Source organism: Actinocatenispora comari, from assembly GCF_017312725.1.
Lineage (GTDB): Bacteria > Actinomycetota > Actinomycetes > Mycobacteriales > Micromonosporaceae > Actinocatenispora > Actinocatenispora comari.
In genome coordinates, this window is record NZ_BOPO01000088.1 from 58417 (window position 1) to 74536 (window position 16120).

Consider the following 16120-nt stretch of genomic DNA (forward strand, 5'->3'; position numbering starts at 1 on the left):
CAAGCACGGCGGCCCCGGCACCGTCGCCGGTGCCGGGGCCGCGGTCGCACCCTGGTCAGGTCAGCGTTCGACCTGCCCGCGGGCGAAGTAGTCCACCAGGTCCGCGTCCAGCGGCGGCACCTCGTACGGCATCCCGTTGTCGCGCAACGACTTCGTCGCCTGAACGCCGGCCGCCACGCTCATCCGGGCCGCCACCGGCGAGGTGTCGGTCGGCCCGCCCTCCCGGACGAACCGGCAGAACTCCGCGATGATCTTCGGATCGGCGCCGCCGTGCGAGCCGCCCGAATCCGGCACCCGGTACTCGATGTCCGCCTCGGGCCGGTAACCGGATCGCTTGGCGTTCCACACCTTCACCACGTCGCCCGGCCCGTCGCCGAAGTTCTCCAGCCGGCCGGCGTCGCCGATGACCGTGTAGTTGCGCCAGTAGTCCGGCGTGAAGTGGCACTGCTGGTAGGCGGCGAGCACGCCGTTGTCCAGCCGCATGTTGACCAGCGACACGTCCTCCACGTCGACCACGTCGTGGAGATCGTGCTGCGAGCGCGGCGGCCAGTTCGTCGCCGGATCGAGCCAGTCGTCGGTCTTCGGCTCACCGGCGGCACGGCGCGGCAGGTCGCCGTACACCTTGAGGTCGCCCAGCGCCTGCACCTGCCGCGCGTACCCGCCGGCGATCCAGTGCAGCACGTCGATGTCGTGCGCCGCCTTCTGCAGCAGCAGGCCGGTGGTGTTGCGCCGGTCCGCGTGCCAGTCCTTGAAGTAGAAGTCGCCGCCGTGCCCGACGAAGTGCCGCACCCAGACCGTCTGCGGGGTACCGATGTCGCCCCGCGCCACGATGTCGCGCATCAGCCGCACCACGCCCATGTGCCGCATGTTGTGCCCGACGTAGATCCTGGTACCGGTCTCGCGCGCGGTCCGCAGCATCGTGTCGCACTGCTCGATGGTGATGCCGAGCGGCTTCTCCACGTACACCGGCTTGTGGCCGCGCAGCACGTCCAGCGCGATCGCCTCGTGCGTGTGGTCCGGCGTGTTGACGATGATCGCGTCGACCTCGGGCGACGCGATCAGGTCGTGGTGGTCGGCGGTCACCAGCTCGGCGTCGAACGTCGCCGCCTCCCGCGCCCGCACCTGCTCGTCCAGATCGCAGACCGCGACCACCCGCGAGCCGGCCCCCGGCCGGTGTGCCGCCACGGCGAGGCTGCGGCGCAGCCCGAACCCGATCACGCCCAACCGTACGTCGTCGCTCATCGCTCCCCTATCCTCGTTTGCCTCGACCGCATCCTGCCCCGGCCCGGCGATGCCGCGGCGACCGGGCACACGCCGTCCCACCGGTACGGGGTCACTGCTCGGTGAGGAACAGCTCGATCACCGGGACCGCCACGTCCGGCCGCTGTACCGGCAGCTGCAGCGTCAGCGTGCCGTCCGGCGCGCCGAGGTACTCGTGCCCGGGTTCGGCGTCGTCCAGCGCCAGTGGCCGCACCTCGGACGCGTCGTGCAGCAGCTGCGCGTACTCCACCCGGCCGGCGAGGCCGGGCAGCCGCAGGTGCCGCATCGGCCAGGCGAACAGGTGCACGTACAGCCGGTTCCCCACCTGGGTGTACCGGCAGTCCGGCGGCGCGGTGAACCCGCTCGGCCCGGCACCGCGGATGGACCGCTCGTGCCGGCGCAGCCACTCGCCGATGCCGGCCAGCCGCTCCACCGCCCGCGGTTCGAACTCGCCGCGCGCCGTCGGGCCGACGTTGAGCAGCAGGTTGCCGCCCTTGGCGACACCGTCGATCAGCATCCGCAGCAACAGATCCGTCGGCTTCCAGTCCAGGTTGTCCCGGTCGTAGCCCCACGATCCGTTGAGCGTCTGGCACGCCTCCCACGGCACGCCCGGGGCGCCGGCGGTGGTGACCGCGGCCGCCGGCTGCACCTGTTCCGGGGTGAGCAGGTCACCCGCGCCGAGGTCGAGCCGGTTGTTCACGATGATGTCCGGCTGCAGTTCGCGCACCATCGCGAGCAACTGCTCGGACCGCCACTCGTCGCGACCCTTCGCGTTGAACCCGCGCCCCGGGTACGAGAAGTCGAACCACAGGACGTCGATCCGGCCGAAGTTCGTCAGCAGCTCGCGTACCTGGCCGTGCAGCTGGTCGGCGTACTTCGCGACGTCCCGGCCGGCGTGCGCCGCGATGAAGTCGGCGTCGTCGCGCTGCGGGTGGTACAGGTCGACCGGGAACTCGGGATGGTGCCAGTCGAGCAGCGAGTGGTAGAAGCCGATCCGGAAGCCGCGCTCTCGGAACGCCGACACCAGCGGGCCGAGCAGATCCCTGCCGTACGGCGTGTTCGTGACCTTGTAGTCGGTGAGCGCCGAGTCCCACAGGCAGAAGCCGTCGTGGTGCTTGGTGGTGACCACCACGTAGCGCATGCCGGCCGCCCAGGCAGTCTCCGCCCACTCGGCCGGGTCGTACAGGTCCGGATCGAAGTGGTCGAAATACCGCTGGTACTGCTCGTCGGTGAGCTTCTCGCGCGACTTGACCCATTCGTGCCGCGCCGCCGAGGCGTAGATGCCCCAGTGGATGAACAGGCCGAACCGGTCCTGCACCAGCCACCGGGTGCGCGCCGCCACGTCGTCGCTCATCTGTCACCTTCCCGCCGTGCTTCCCGCGCACCGTACCGCGCCCGGTCCCGCCCGCAGCCGTCGTCCGTTCGACCGGGTGGGTCACTTCCTGCCCAGCGCCTGCTCGTACTCCTTGCGGATCGCGTCACCGCCGCCGGAGCGCCACTTCTTCACGGCGTCGTCGAACGCGGACAGCGGTGTGCGGCCGGCGATGATGGAGGTGATCGTGTCGGACATGGTCTGGCTCAGCGTCGCGCCCTGCTTGCCCTCGGTGGGTGCGTAGAGCGTCGCGGTGGGATCCGGCACCGAGTTCGGGATCAGCGCCGCGTACGCGCCGTGCAGGATGTCGACGTAGTCCCGCGAGGTCGGGTCGGGTCGTACACCACCTGGGACGGTGCGGACAGGAACTTCCACGGTACGAGCGTGTCCTGGTTGCCCTGCGCGGTCAGGGTCGGGTTGCCCTTCGGGTCGAGCTTGTAGTCGGCGCCCTCGACGCCGTAGTTGAGCAGCAGGTACTCGGCGGTGCCGAACGGCGAGGCGAGGAAGTCGCACGCCTTGAGCACCGTCCGCAGCCGCTTCTCGTCCGCCTTGGCCAGCATGATCCAGCCGAACGCGATGTTGTCCTGCCACGTCACCGGCTTGCCGCCGTCGTGCCCGAACGGCAGGAACGGCTTGGCCTCGTTGCCCTGGTGGGTCTGCGGCAGGGTACGGAAGTAGCCGGTCGGGCCGGCATAGGCGGGCAGCCCGTCGTAGATCATCGCCACCTTGCCGGCCGCGAACCCGTTCTGCATCTGCTGCTTGGTCCAGCCCTCCGAGCCGGGCACGAAGCAGCCCGCCCTGTGCAGCTCGACCAGGAACTCCAGCGTCGCCTTGTACTCGTCGGTCTCGTAGTTCTTGACCAGCTTGCCGCCGTCGAGCGTCCAGTTGTTCGGGCTACCGAAGATGTGGTGGAACGGGGTGGTGCCGAAGTTGGTACTGCCCAACGCCCACTGGTTCTGCTTCGGCCGGGTCAACTCCTTCAGTACGCCGAGGAAGTCGTCGGCGTTCCTGATGGCGCTGGTGTCGGTGACGCCGACCTTGCCGAACAGGGTCGAGTTGTAGAACCCCGACCCGCCGACGATGTTGCGCGGGATCGGCAGCAGGTACAGCTTGCCGGCCTGGGTGCAGGTCTCCCACACCGTCTTGGGGATCATCGCCAGGTGCGGAAAGTCCTTCGCCCTGTCGCCGCCGAGCAGCGGGGTCAGGTCGGCGCAGGCCGACTGGAGGAACCGCGGCAGGTTGTTGATGCCGGCACCGTCGTAGAGCATGATGTCCGGCAGCTTGCCGCCGGCGATCACCGTGTTCAGCTTGGTCTCGTAGTCGGCCGAGGAGACCGAGGTGATGTCGACCTGCGCACCGAGCCGCTTCTCGATCTCCTGCCACGCCGGGTTCTTCGACCGGCCGGGCGGCGGCGGACCGAACACGTTGGTGATCGCGGTGATCTTCTCGTTCTTCAGCGGCGGCGTCGGGAACGCCCGCTCCGGCTTCGGGTAGGTGTAGAACGCCGCCGGCACACCGTCCGCGGTCGCCGCGATGTCCGGCTTCGGGCCCTGGTACGGGATGGTGGTCGGCAGCGTGACGTCGGCGGCACTGGACACCTTGCTCGCGCCACCGTCCGAGCCACAACCGGCCACTGTGGACAGTACGCCGGTGCCGAACGCGCCGGCGAGCACCGCACCGGCACCGGTACGCAGGAAGCCGCGCCGGTTCATCGCGAGCGACGATTCGTCGAGTCCCACGGATCTCTCCTCGGGGTCTTGGGGTCGGTCTTGGGGGGTCAACCCTTGATGGCGCCGGTCAGGACGCCCTTGGTGAAGTAGCGCTGCAGGAACGGGTAGACGAGCAGGATCGGCACCAGACTCACGATCACGACCGCCATCTGGATCGCCTGCGCCGGTGCGGCCGCCTCGCTTCCGGTCACGGTGTCCGACAGCGACTGTCCCTGCAGGACGAACTGGCGCAGCACCATGGACAGCGGCCACTTGTCGTCGTTCACGTACAGCATCGCGTTGAAGAAGGCGTTCCAGTAGCCGACCGCGTAGAACAGCGTGACGACGGCGAGGACTCCCTTGGACAGCGGCAGCACGATCCGCGCCAGGACCCGGAAGTCGCCGGCTCCGTCGATGCGCGCCGCCTCGTACAGCTCGCTCGGCAGGGTCATGAAGAACGACCGCAGCACGACCAGGTTGAACGCACTCACCAGCGTCGGCAACACCAGCGAGGCGTACGTGTCGAGCAGCCCGAGCTGCTTGACCACCAGGAAGTTGGGGATCACGCCCGGGCTGAACAGCATCGTGAACAACGCCACCAGCAGGAAGAACCGGCCGCCGACCACGTTGCGCCGGCTCAGCCCGTACGCCATGCCGACGGTCGCCGCGACCGAGCAGAACGTGCCCACCGCGGTGATGAGAATGCTGCGCAGCAGGGCATCCGTGACCACCCCGCCGGCGAAGATGGTCCGGTACGCGGCCAGCGTCGGGTGGTCGGGGATCAGCACCAGCCCGCCGTGCCGGGAGATGTCCGCCTCGGTGGACAGGCTGGTCGCCAGCACCGACACGAACGGGTACAGCACGAGCACCGAGATGACCGCGAGCACGGCGACCTTGCCGCCGGTGCCGAGCGCGGACGGTTTCTCCATCCACACCGGACGGGCCGAGCTACCTGCCACCGGAGTACACCCCCTCCTGGCCGAACAGGTGCGCGAGCTTGTTCGCGCCGAGCACCAGGCCGAGCCCGACGAACCCCTTCACCAGCCCGACCGCCGCGGAGGGCCCCCACTGGCTGTCGACGATGCCGTGGAAGTAGACGTACGTGTCGAGCACCTCGCCGTGTTCCGGCCCGACACTGTTGCGCTGCAACACGATCTGCTCGAACCCGACCGACAGGATGCTGCCCAGGTTGAGGATCAGCAGCAGCACCACGACCGGCATCAGGCCGGGCAGGGTGATCCGCCACAACCGTTGCCAGCGACCGGCACCGTCGACCGCGGCCGCCTCGTACAGTTCCTGGTCGATGTTGAGCAGGGCGGCCAGGAAGATGATGGTGCCCCAGCCGCAGTCCTTCCAGATCGACTGGATCGTCACCAGGAACGGGAAGAACCAGGGTGTGGTCATCGCGTCGAACCGGCCCAACCCCACCGCGTCCAGCAGGTTGGGCAGGGTTCCGGTGGCACCGAGTACCTGCTGGAAGATCGAGACGATGATCACCCAGCCGATGAAGTGCGGCAGGTAGACCACGCTCTGCACGAACCGCCGGACCTTCGTCGACAGGATGCTGTTGAGCAGCAGCGCGAGCCCGATCGGCGCGGGGAAGAAGAACACCAGTTGGAGCGCGGTGATCTCCAGCGTGTTCAGCAGCGACCGCCAGAACGCCGGGTCCGCGAACACCTGGGCGAAGTTCGCCAGCCCGGTGAATGTGGAGTCGACGAACCCGAGGTAGGGCTGGTAGTCCTCGAACGCCACGATGTAGCCGAGCAGCGGCGCGTAGTGGAACACCACGAAGTAGAGGAACCCGGGGGCCAGCAACAGGAGCATGACCTTGTCCCGGCGGATCCGCTGCCACAGCGTCAGCTTCCGCCGCGGTACCGCCTTCGCCGCCCGCCGCTGCGCTCTCCGCGCGGCGCGGCGGCCCCCCACCGCGCGCGGACCGCTCGACTCCGTCGACAGCGCTGACACGGTCGACGGCGCTGGCTCGGTCGACTCCGTCGACGGCGCGGGCACGGCCGACGGCGTCGGCTCGGTCGCCGTCACCGGATCTCCCGGCCGCCGCCCGACGGCCAGCCTCGAAGCCGAACGCCCATACCCGCTCCTCGTACCCGGCACTCGTGGTAAGCGCTTACTGGTTGCGCCGAAGCTACGGCGGGCACTCCGGCTTGTCAAGAGCCGTCCACCATCCAACAACCCGAGCTATTGCCGGCAACCACGGCCGACTTGACGTTCCCGGAACGGCCGACCTAACGTCTGGGCTCGACAGTAAGCGATTTCTATTGGAGGACGAGGTGGCGGACACCGAGCGGCGCGGGAAGCTGCGCGTTGCCATCGCGATGCGCGACGCCGACCTGGGCGCGCTGTTTGGCCCGACGGCCCTCGCCGAGCTGCGCGAGCTCGCCACCATCACCCATCCCGGGGTACTGCGGCGACTCGACACCGATGCGGCGGCCGCCGCGTTGGCCGACGCCGAGGTCCTGCTCACCGGCTGGGGCACCCCCCGGATCGACCACGCGGTGCTCGACCTGGCGCCGAAGCTGCGCGCCGTGGTGCACGCCGCCGGTACCGTCAAGACGTTCCTGACCGACGAGGTGTTCGCCCGCGGCATCCAGGTGTCGTCCGCCGCCGACGCGAACTCGGTGCCGGTCGCCGAGTTCACCTTCGCGGCGATCGTGCTGGGCGCCAAGCGGTTCGGCCGCTTCGCCCGCCAGCTGCACGACACCCGCAGCACCCGGAGCACCGTCGGGGTTCCCACCATCGGTACCAACGGGATCACCGTCGGCGTGGTCGGCGCCTCCCGGATCGGCCGGCGGGTGCTGCGGCTGGTGCAGCACCTCGACGCGACCGTGCTCGTCTACGACCCGTACCTGCCGCGGGCCGAGGCCGCCGCGCTCGGCGCCGAACCGGTGGAGCTGGACGAGCTGTGCCGGCGCAGCACGGTACTGACGCTGCACGCGCCGGAGGGCCCGACGACCCGGCACATGCTCGACGCGCGCCGGCTCGCGCTGCTGCCGGACGGCGCGGTCGTGGTCAACACCGCGCGCGGTTCGCTGATCGACACCGTGGCGCTCACCGCCGAACTGGTCGCCGGCCGGCTGGACGCGCTGCTCGACGTCACCGACCCGGAGCCGCTGCCGGCCGACTCCCCGCTGTACGAGCTGCCCAACGTGGTGCTGACCCCGCACATCGCCGGTGCGCTGGGCAACGAGGTGCGGCGGCTCGGTGCGCAGGCGGTGGCCGAACTGGGCCGGCTCGCGACCGGCCGCCCGCTGGCCCATCCCGTCCTCGGTCCCGACCTCCCGCACATCGCCTGACCCCGCGCGGCCGAAGGATAGGGTGACGAGATGAATCGCCGAGGCTCCACCGGAAACGGCACCACCCGGCGCCGGGCCCGCAGCGGGCCGATCACGATCGAGGACGTCGCGACCAAGGCGGGCGTCTCCGCCGCGACCGTGTCCCGGACGCTGAACGGCAACTACCCGGTCGCCGCGGCGACCCGCAGCAAGGTCGAGCGCGCGGTCCGCGAGCTCGGCTACGTGGTCAACGCGCACGCCCGCGCGCTGGCCGGCAACACCACCCGTACCGTCGGCATCGTCGTCAACGACGTCATCGACCCGTTCTTCGCCTACATCGCGCGGGGCGTCGAGCGGGAGGCGACCAGCCGCGGCCGGCTCTGCCTGATCGCCGCGACGCAGGGCGATTCGCGCCGCGAGCTGGCCCTCGTCGACCTGCTGCACGAGCAGCGCGCCGACGCGGTGGTGCTGGTCGGCGGCGCGTACGACGATCCGACGTTCACCAGGCAGATGACCAAGCGCGCCGAGGCACTCGCCGCCGCCGGTTCGGTGCTGGTGCTCTGCGGTCGCCCGTCGCTCGGCCCCGGCGTACCGACCGTGCAGGTCAGCTACGACAACGAGGGTGGCGCGGCGGCGATCACCGACTACCTGATCGGCGCCGGCCACCGACGCATCCTGTACCTCGGTGGCCCCACCGCGCTGTCCACCACCGCGGCGCGGCTGGCCGGGCACCGGCGGGCGCTCGCGGCACGCGGCATCCCGGTCGATCCGGACCTGATCCAGACCGGCGAGTTCGGTCGCCGGTTCGGCTACCACCGGCTGCGCGAGCTGCTCGCCGAGGGCGTCGACGCGACGGCGGTGTTCGCCGCGAACGACATGGTCGCCGCCGGTGCGCTGGAAGCGCTGACCGAGGCGGGGCTGCGGGTGCCGGCCGACCTGTCCCTCGTCGGGTACGACGATCTGCCGGTCGCCGCCGAGGTCGCCCCCGGGCTGACCACCGTGCACGTGCCGCTGGAGGAGATGGGCCGGGAGGCGGTGCGGCTGGCGCTCGCCGGCGAGGACACCGACACCAACGCCGCCCCCGGCAGCTCGATGACGGTCGGCACGCACATCGTGACCCGGGCCTCGGTCGGGCCGCCGAACCCCGACCGGCGGCCCTGAGCCCGGCACCGCCGGAGCCACGCCGCCGGGACGGCCGCGATCCCCGACCCCCGCCCGACACCGCCGCTGGGAGCACCACCAGATGACCGACACCCCGCCGTACCTCGTGCTGCCGCCGCTGGAGCGGTCGCTGTCCACCCGCACCGGCTGGGGCCGGCAGCACTGGGAGACGCTCGCCGACCACCTGCTCGACTCGGTCGCGCCGTACGCGACGGCCGGCGGCGGGCAGTTCCGGCTCCCCGGCCGCAACAGCCGCTCCGGCGTGGTCTCCGACGGGCTGGAGGGGTTCGCCCGGACGTTCCTGCTCGCCGCGTTCCGGATCCGCGGCGCCAGCGGGCAGGGCGTCGACGGACTGATCGAGCGGTACGCGACCGGGTTGGTCGCCGGCACCACGCCGGGCCGGGACGACTCCTGGCCGGTGATCGTCGACCGGTCCCAGCAGATGGTGGAGGCGGCGTCGATCGCGCTGGCGCTGCACGAGACCCGGTCGTGGATCTTCGACCGGCTGTCCACCGCCGAGCAGGACAACGTGCGCGGCTGGCTCGGCGGCTTCGTCGGCAAGCGCACCTGGGACAACAACTGGATCCTGTTCCAGGTGGTCACCGAGCAGTTCCTGGCCACGGTGGACGGTCCGCACGACCCGGCCGAGATCGAGCGCGGCCTGGCCACGATCGAGCCGTGGTACCGCGGGAACGGCTGGTACTCCGACGGCGCCGGCGCGAACTACGACTACTACATCGGCTGGGCCATGCACCTGTACCCGTTGCTGTGGACCAGGATGGTCGACGACGACGGCGGCCGGGGCGAGGTGTACCGGCAGCGGCTGCGCGAGTTCCTCGCCGGCTACCAGCACTTCTTCGGCGCCGACGGCGCGCCGGTGCACCAGGGCCGGTCGCTGACGTACCGGTTCGCCTGCGCGGCGCCGCTGTGGCTCGGCGCGCTGTTCGACGCGACGCCGCTGACGCCGGGGCAGACCCGGCGGCTCGCCTCCGACGTGGTGCGGCACTTCGTCGAGCGCGGCGCGCCGGACCGGCGCGGCCTGCTCACCCTCGGCTGGTACGAGCCGTTCCTGCCGACCACCCAGGAGTACTCCGGCCCCGGCTCACCGTACTGGGCGAGCAAGGGGTTCCTCGGCCTGCTGCTGCCGCCCGACCATCCGGTGTGGACCGAACCGGAACGCTCGGTGCCGGGCGACCTCGCCGACCAGGTGATCGCCCTGCCGGAGCCCGGATTCCTGCTCTCCTCGACCGTGCACGACGGCATCGTCCGGCTGCTCAACCACGGCAGCGACCACAACGCCGCGCCGCCCGCGCCGGCGCACGACGATCCGCACTACGCGAAACTCGCGTACAGCACGCACACCGGGCCGGAGGCGGCGCCGGCGGCCTGGCACGCCGACGTGGACAACCATCTCGCGCTGCTCGCGCCGGACGGTACGGCGTCCCGGCGGGCCCGGATCGAACGCGTCGCGCTCGGGGACCGGTTCGCCGCGTCCCGGCACACCGCGACGGTCGGCGACACCGAGTACCGGGTGGAGACGGCGACCGTGGTCCGCGGCTGCTGGGAGCTGCGCGCGCACCTGGTCACCGGGCCGGCCGGCGCGGCGGTGCGGGAGGGCGGGTACCCGATCGCCGACCAGACACCACCATCCACAGTGGTCGGTGACCGGTTCGCCTTGGTGCGCAACGGATCGGCGGTCAGCTCCGCGCTGGTCGGGCTGGCGGGGTGGGCCGGCGCCGGGGTGCACACCGACGTCGAGGCCAACGCGTACGGGCCGTGCTCGGCCACGCCGCTGCTGCGCGGCGCGCATTCCGGCGACGAGTCGGTGTTCGTCGGCCTCGCCGTGCTCAGCGGCGACAGCGTGCACCCGGAGGCGTTGGCAGCCGGTTTCGCGGTACGGGTGGCCGGGCGCACCGTGGTGGTGCGCTACCCGGACGGCGAGCTGGTCCGCCTCGTGCTCGGCGACCTGCCGGCCGGTGCGGTGCGCTACCAGCGACACGCCGTCGACGGGCCGGGCGCGTCCCTGCGCGCCTGACCCGAACCGGGTCAGCGCGGTCGACTCTCCGCCTGATCGTCCACAGTGGACGGATCGGCGTCCGGCGCCGCGCCGGCATCCGGTGCACCGTCCGCGTCGCCGGTGCCACCGGTCGGCGACCCGGCATCGGCCGGCGGCTTCCCCGTCGACGACGCGGCGTCGCCCGACGTCGAGGCCCCGGCGTCGGCCGGCCGCTCCACGGTCGAGGACCCGGGATCGACCGACGGGCCCGTGCTCGTCGGCCCGGCCCCGCCGGGCAGCTCGACGTGCGACGACGCGGCGTCGACCGACGTCGACCCGGCGTCGGCCGGCAGCGCTGCGGTCGAGGAGCCAGCGCGATCGCCGGACGGCGGGACCGGCCCCCCGGTCGGTTCGTCGCCCGGGGCGGGCGGCTCGTCGTCGTGGGCGGAGTCCGGGCCGGTGGACTCGTCGGTCCCGGAGCCCACCGCGAGCGGGCCGCCGCCGAAATCGGGTTCCTCGAGCTCGGCCGGCTCCGGCGGCAGGTCGGCGTCGTCCGGGGCGAGCGGCAGGGTGACCCGGAAGGTCGCGCCCTCGCCCGGCGCCGTCTCCACGTCCACCCGGCCGTGGTGCGCGGCGACCAGCGAGGCGACGATGGCCAGCCCCAGGCCGGTGCCGCCGGCTTCCCGGGACCGCGCCTTGTCGACCCGGTAGAACCGCTCGAACACCCGGTCGCGCTGCTCCGGGGTGAGCCCCGGGCCCTGGTCGGCGACCTCGACGACCGCCGCGCCGGCCGCGGTGCGTACCCGGATCTGCACCGGGGTGCCGGCCGGGGTGTGCGCCAGCGCGTTGTCGACCAGGTTGCGCAGCACCTGGCGCAGCCGTGGCTCGTCGCCCAGCACCACCGGCGGACCGTCCGAGCCGGCGCCCACGTGCAGCGACACGTCCCGGTCCGGCGCGATGGCGCGGGCGGACTGGACCGCGTCGGCCGCGATCGCGAGCAGATCGACCGGCTCGGAGGCCACCGGGCGCTGCTGGTCCAGCCGGGCGAGCATCAGCAGGTCCTCGACCAGCAGCCCCATCCGGGACGCCTCGGCCTCGATCCGGCGCATCAACCGGTTCGCCTCGGCGAAGCGCGTCTCGTCGCCGTGCTCGACCGCTCCCGGTGCGGTGTCCAACCGCTGCCGGTACAGCTCGGCGAAGCCGCGGATGGTGGTCAGCGGGGTGCGCAGCTCGTGGCTCGCGTCGGCGACGAACCGGCGCATCTTCTCCTCGGACCGGTGCGCCGCGGCGGCCGAGGCCCGGGCCGCGTCCGCGGCGCGGCGGGCGGCGTCGGCGGAGCGGCGCGCGGCGTGCTCGGACCCGGCCTGCGCGGAGAACGCCGCCTCGATCTGGCCGAGCATCGCGTTCAGCGCCCGGCCCAGCCGGCCCAGCTCGGTACGCGGGTCGCGTTCGGGCACCCGCAGGCCGAGGTTGCCGGCGGCGATGGCGCCGGCGGTACGTTCGATGTCCCGCAACGGATGCAGGCTGTAGGTGACCACCGCGGCGCCGACGATCGCGAGCAGCACCAGCACTGCGGCGCCGACGATCACCTCGATCGTGATCAACCGGCTGATGGTGGCGTTCACCGAATCCATCGAGGCGGAGATGATCAGGTACTGGTTGGAGTCGCCGAGCTTCAGCGGCTGCACCAACACCCGCCAGCGGTGCGCGTCGTCGTTCGACCCGGTACTGAACGGGTGTCCGGCCGCGGCGTCGAGCGCGCTGGCGGAGTGCGGGTAGACCGGGTAGGTGGTCGGGTTCGGCTTCTCGCTGCTGGTCCTGCTGTAGATGGCGCCGTTGTCCTGCCGCGTCTCGAACGTGTACTGAGCGTTCACCTTCATCGGCGACTCGGAGCTGGACGGCACCACGTCCTGCACGTTGAAGATGATCTTCTGCGAGCCGCCGGTGTTGGGCATCGCGTCGATCTTCTGCAGGATCCTGGTGCGCGTCTGGTGGTACAGCGAGTTGAGCTGGTCGTCGACCCGGGCGGTCAGGTAGCCGCGCAGGAACATCACGCTGGCCGCGCCGATCAGCACCAGCCCGGCGAGCACCAGCACCATGGCCGCGGCGACCATCCGGCTGGCGAGCGGCATCCGGCCGACCGTGGTACGCAGGAAGCCGGACACCCCGCGCCGTCGGCGCGGCGGCGACATCCTGGTCGGATCGGCGTAACTCACTGGCGTTCCCGCACTTCCCCCGTGGCCGGCACGCGACCGGTCACCATGACGTTCCTGATCAGCTCGGCATCCGCAGCACGTACCCGACGCCGCGCAGCGTGTGGATCAGCCGCGGCTCGCTGGTGTCGACCTTGCGCCGCAGGTAGGACACGTACGACTCGACGATCGAGTCGTCGCCGCGGAAGTCGTAGTTCCACACGTGGTCCAGGATCTGCGCCTTGGACAGCACCCGGCCCGCGTTGGTCATGAAGTACCGCAGCAGTTTGAACTCGGTCGGCGACAGCTTGATCAGCTTGCCGCCGCGGTAGACCTCGTGGGTCTCCTCGTCCAGCTCGATGTCGGCGAAGGTGAGCCGCGGCGGCGGCTCGAACTCCCCGCCGGTGCGGCGCAGCACCGCCCGGATCCGGGCGATGACCTCCTCCAGGCTGAACGGCTTGGTCACATAGTCGTCGCCGCCGAGGGTCAGGCCGCGCACCTTGTCCTCGGTGCCGTCCCGGGCGGTCAGGAACACCACCGGGGTGCGGTCGCCGCCGGAGCGCATCCGCCGGGCCACCTCGAACCCGTCCATGTCCGGCAGCATCACGTCCAGCACGACCAGGTCGGGGCGGCGGCGTTGAACCGCCGTGGTGGCCTCCTGGCCCCGGGTCGCGGTGCTCACCTCGAAGCCGGCGTAGCGCAGGCTCGCCGACAGCAGCTCCAGAATGTTCGGGTCGTCCTCGACGACGAGCAGGCGCGCCTCGCTCTGCCGGCCGCCCGCACCGGCCCTCGCCTGAGCAAGATCACTCGGTCCCGCGGATGTTCCTGTGGCCATGTGACCCATCATTACCCAGAAGCTCTGGACCGCCACTGACGAAAGCCTGTGAGTTGACTGGAAATCACCGCGGTAAGAGCGTGCCGCCGAGCCGGCGATGTGAGACGGTGGGTGCATGACGAGGAATGCATACCGTCACCAACTGTCCCGTTTGACGTCACATGGCGTACAGGTACGGTGAAGGCGACCTCGCACCCACGGACGGCAACCTCATGACACAGCTGACGATATCTCCCCGTTTCGCTGGCCGGCCAGACAGCGCGAGCCCCGGCTACGTCGCCGGGCAGCTCGCCAAGGCCGCGCACAGCGCGAACGGCACGGTCGTGACCATACACACGCCGCCGCCGCTGTCGCGACCGCTCGACATCGACACCGAGTCGTCCCGCACCGGCGACGTCCACCTGTACGACGGGGAGCTGCTGATCGCCAGCGCCCGGCCGGCCGAGCCGTTCGACGCGCTGGTCCCGCCGGTCGGCTTCGAGGTCGCGGAGCTGGCGTCGGCCGGCTACCCCGGCTTCACCGAGCACCCGTACCCGAACTGCTTCGTCTGCGGCCACCAGCGGGACAAGGGCGACGGGCTGCGGCTGTTCCCCGGCCGGCTGGACGACGGCACCGGCCGTACCGCCTGCCCCTGGGTGCCGGACGACTCGGCCACCGACGCCGACGGCCAGGTACCGGAGGAGATCGTCTGGGCCGCGCTGGACTGCCCGGGCGGCTGGACCGTCGAGCACGAGCACCGGCCGCAGGTGCTCGGCCGGATCGCCGCCCGGGTCCGGGACGTGCCCAAGCCCGGCGAACACTGCGTGGTGATGGGCCGTAGTCTGGGCACGGACGGCCACAAGACGTACGTGGCGACGACCATCTACGGTCCGGACGGCGCCATCCTCGGGCAGGCCCTCGCCACCTGGCTCACCCTGCGCGACTGATCCGTCGGTACGATCTGCGCCCGTCACCAGACACGCCCCAGGGCCGCGACGCCACGACGGAGGTTGACGTGCGGGTACGGATGGCCGCCCTGCTCGGCCTGGCCGCGCTGCTGGTCGGTACGGCCACTGCCTGCGGCGGGCCGGACCTCGCCATCGACGAGACGACCGCGTCCGCGATCGACGTGCCGGCCCAGGTCAGCCGGCCGGACGAGGTCGCCTGGAGCGTGCCCGCCACCGTCGAGTCCGGTACCGCCCCGCTCGCCGCCGGCGCCGGCCTGATCTACGGCACCTCGTCGAGCTCCAAGGGGCTGCCCGACCAGGTCGTCGCGATCGACGGCCGCACCGGCAAGCAGCGCTGGCACTACGCCCGGCGGGGCGCCCGGTCGAGCCTGGTCCGGCTCGCCGCGAGCCCGGACGGCAAGCGGCTCGCCGCCTGGTTCGAACGCGACAGCCAGCAGCTGCTCGTGGTGTTCGACGCGATGACCGGCACGGTGAAGTGGCACCGCTCGCTCGGCTCACCGGGCGACGGGTACCGCTCGGTGGACCGGATGTGGGCCACCGACAACACGCTGATCACCCACGCCGACCGGATCGCGCACGGGATGTTCCGCATCGACGGGTACGACATCAACTCGGGCAAGCACCTGTGGCACTGGCGGCCGGGGCCGGACGCGCACCAGTTCGCGCTGCTCGGCTCCGACGAGGCGGCCGCCGCCAACTCGATGCTGCTTCCGGTGCAGCGCAACGACTCCGACTCGCTCTCGGTGGAGCTGGTCGACCTGAACGACCGGACCGGCACGCCGCGCTGGCGGCACGACTTCGTCACCGACGCGCAGCCGATCGGCCCCGGTACCCAGGTGTTGGCCCGGGTCGAGGCGTTCGGTCAGGACCCGGACCGGGTGTGGTTCTCCGCCGGCGTGATCGGCGGGCCGCAGTTCGCCGGCGCGGTGTCGGCGGCCGACGGCACCGCGCTGTACAAGCTGCCCACCCCGACGTACGGGCTGCCCGACACGCACCTGACGGTCGGGTTCACCCCGGCGGTCGACGTGTACGCGGCGCAGGTCGCCAACGACCGCGTGGTGCCGGCGTCCACCCGCGACCCGCGTACCGGCAAGGACACCAGCTGGCCCGACTTCACCGGGCTGAACGCCGCGCTGCTCGCCGACGGCGGCACCGTGCTGGAGGCACACCGCAGCGGCAAGCGGTACTCGGCCGTCACCTGGTCGCTGCCCGACCGCAAGCGGCTCGGATCGGTGGCGATCCCGGGCGAGGTCAACGAGATCATCGCGGTGCCGGGCGCGGTCGTGCTGTACGACTCGGTCGCCCGCCGCCTCACCGGCCTGCGCTGACCCTCGGCGGGCCGTCCGGGAAAGGTTCCG

Annotated in this window: 12 protein-coding genes and 1 pseudogene; 5 read left to right on the forward strand and 8 right to left on the reverse strand. The window is 71.7% G+C overall.

Features of this window, described 5'->3' with window-relative positions; all coding sequences use genetic code 11:
- Positions 1 to 60: 60 nt before the first annotated feature.
- The 6 genes from NUM_RS22850 to NUM_RS22875 form a co-directional block, all read right to left on the reverse strand.
- Positions 61 to 1242 carry a Gfo/Idh/MocA family protein gene (locus NUM_RS22850; RefSeq protein WP_207126960.1) on the reverse strand — a complete coding sequence of 394 codons (1182 nt, stop codon included), beginning with the start codon at positions 1240 to 1242 and terminating at the stop codon, positions 61 to 63.
- A gap of 91 nt (positions 1243 to 1333) precedes the next feature.
- Positions 1334 to 2614, reverse strand: a complete 1281-nt coding sequence (locus NUM_RS22855; RefSeq protein WP_207126961.1) for an alpha-L-fucosidase — start codon at positions 2612 to 2614, stop codon at positions 1334 to 1336.
- Positions 2615 to 2695: 81 nt separating this feature from the next.
- Positions 2696 to 3007 carry a hypothetical protein gene (locus NUM_RS22860; protein ID WP_207126988.1) on the reverse strand — a complete coding sequence of 104 codons (312 nt, stop codon included), beginning with the start codon at positions 3005 to 3007 and terminating at the stop codon, positions 2696 to 2698.
- Complete coding sequence (locus NUM_RS22865; RefSeq protein ID WP_207126962.1) at positions 2911 to 4371, reverse strand: extracellular solute-binding protein; 1461 nt, start codon at positions 4369 to 4371, stop codon at positions 2911 to 2913. Before NUM_RS22865 ends, NUM_RS22860 begins: the two co-directional genes overlap by 97 nt.
- 38 nt (positions 4372 to 4409) lie before the next feature.
- Positions 4410 to 5300 carry a carbohydrate ABC transporter permease gene (locus NUM_RS22870; protein ID WP_225918781.1) on the reverse strand — a complete coding sequence of 297 codons (891 nt, stop codon included), beginning with the start codon at positions 5298 to 5300 and terminating at the stop codon, positions 4410 to 4412.
- Positions 5290 to 6165, reverse strand: coding sequence for an ABC transporter permease (locus NUM_RS22875; RefSeq protein WP_207126963.1), 876 nt, complete (start codon positions 6163 to 6165; stop codon positions 5290 to 5292). Before NUM_RS22875 ends, NUM_RS22870 begins: the two co-directional genes overlap by 11 nt.
- Before the next feature lie 464 nt (positions 6166 to 6629).
- Here NUM_RS22875 and NUM_RS22880 point away from each other — a divergent pair, with 464 nt between their 5' ends.
- The 3 genes from NUM_RS22880 (at position 6630) to NUM_RS22890 (ending at position 10827) form a co-directional block, all read left to right on the forward strand.
- Positions 6630 to 7652 (forward strand): hydroxyacid dehydrogenase, encoded by a 1023-nt coding sequence (locus tag NUM_RS22880; RefSeq protein WP_225918782.1) that lies wholly within the window; start codon positions 6630 to 6632, stop codon positions 7650 to 7652.
- 30 nt (positions 7653 to 7682) lie between these two features.
- Entirely contained in the window at positions 7683 to 8792 is a 1110-nt protein-coding gene (locus NUM_RS22885) for a LacI family DNA-binding transcriptional regulator (RefSeq protein WP_207126964.1), read from the forward strand.
- Positions 8793 to 8874: 82 nt separating this feature from the next.
- The gene (locus NUM_RS22890) at positions 8875 to 10827 is read left to right on the forward strand and encodes a DUF2264 domain-containing protein (protein ID WP_207126965.1); all 1953 of its coding nucleotides are present in this window, start codon (positions 8875 to 8877) and stop codon (positions 10825 to 10827) included.
- Between the two features lie 515 nt (positions 10828 to 11342).
- Here the strand turns inward: NUM_RS22890 and NUM_RS22895 are convergent.
- Positions 11343 to 12980: pseudogene (locus NUM_RS22895) on the reverse strand (sensor histidine kinase); the annotation flags it as partial.
- Positions 12981 to 13062: 82 nt separating this feature from the next.
- On the reverse strand, positions 13063 to 13815 hold the full coding sequence (locus tag NUM_RS22900; protein ID WP_207126966.1) for a response regulator transcription factor: 753 nt from the start codon (positions 13813 to 13815) through the stop codon (positions 13063 to 13065).
- 212 nt (positions 13816 to 14027) lie between these two features.
- On the opposite strand from NUM_RS22900, the gene NUM_RS22905 reads away from it, so the two are divergent.
- Together NUM_RS22905 and NUM_RS22910 are read left to right on the forward strand one after the other, a co-directional pair.
- Complete coding sequence (locus tag NUM_RS22905; protein ID WP_225918783.1) at positions 14028 to 14741, forward strand: hypothetical protein; 714 nt, start codon at positions 14028 to 14030, stop codon at positions 14739 to 14741.
- 68 nt (positions 14742 to 14809) lie between these two features.
- A complete protein-coding gene (locus NUM_RS22910) occupies positions 14810 to 16090 on the forward strand; it encodes an outer membrane protein assembly factor BamB family protein (protein ID WP_207126967.1) in 1281 nt (426 codons plus the stop codon).
- The last annotated feature ends 30 nt before the right edge of the window (positions 16091 to 16120 follow it).

Bases quoted from the DNA above. Each gene is read 5' to 3' on its own strand.
- NUM_RS22885 (WP_207126964.1), top strand. From the start codon at position 7,683: ATGAATCGCCGAGGCTCCACCGGAAACGGCACCACCCGGCGCCGGGCC.
- NUM_RS22855 (WP_207126961.1), bottom strand. From the start codon at position 2,614: ATGAGCGACGACGTGGCGGCGCGCACCCGGTGGCTGGTGCAGGACCGG.
- NUM_RS22905 (WP_225918783.1), top strand. From the start codon at position 14,028: ATGACACAGCTGACGATATCTCCCCGTTTCGCTGGCCGGCCAGACAGC.
- NUM_RS22875 (WP_207126963.1), bottom strand. From the start codon at position 6,165: ATGCTCCTGTTGCTGGCCCCCGGGTTCCTCTACTTCGTGGTGTTCCAC.
- NUM_RS22890 (WP_207126965.1), top strand. From the start codon at position 8,875: ATGACCGACACCCCGCCGTACCTCGTGCTGCCGCCGCTGGAGCGGTCG.
- NUM_RS22850 (WP_207126960.1), bottom strand. From the start codon at position 1,242: ATGAGCGACGACGTACGGTTGGGCGTGATCGGGTTCGGGCTGCGCCGC.
- NUM_RS22900 (WP_207126966.1), bottom strand. From the start codon at position 13,815: ATGGCCACAGGAACATCCGCGGGACCGAGTGATCTTGCTCAGGCGAGG.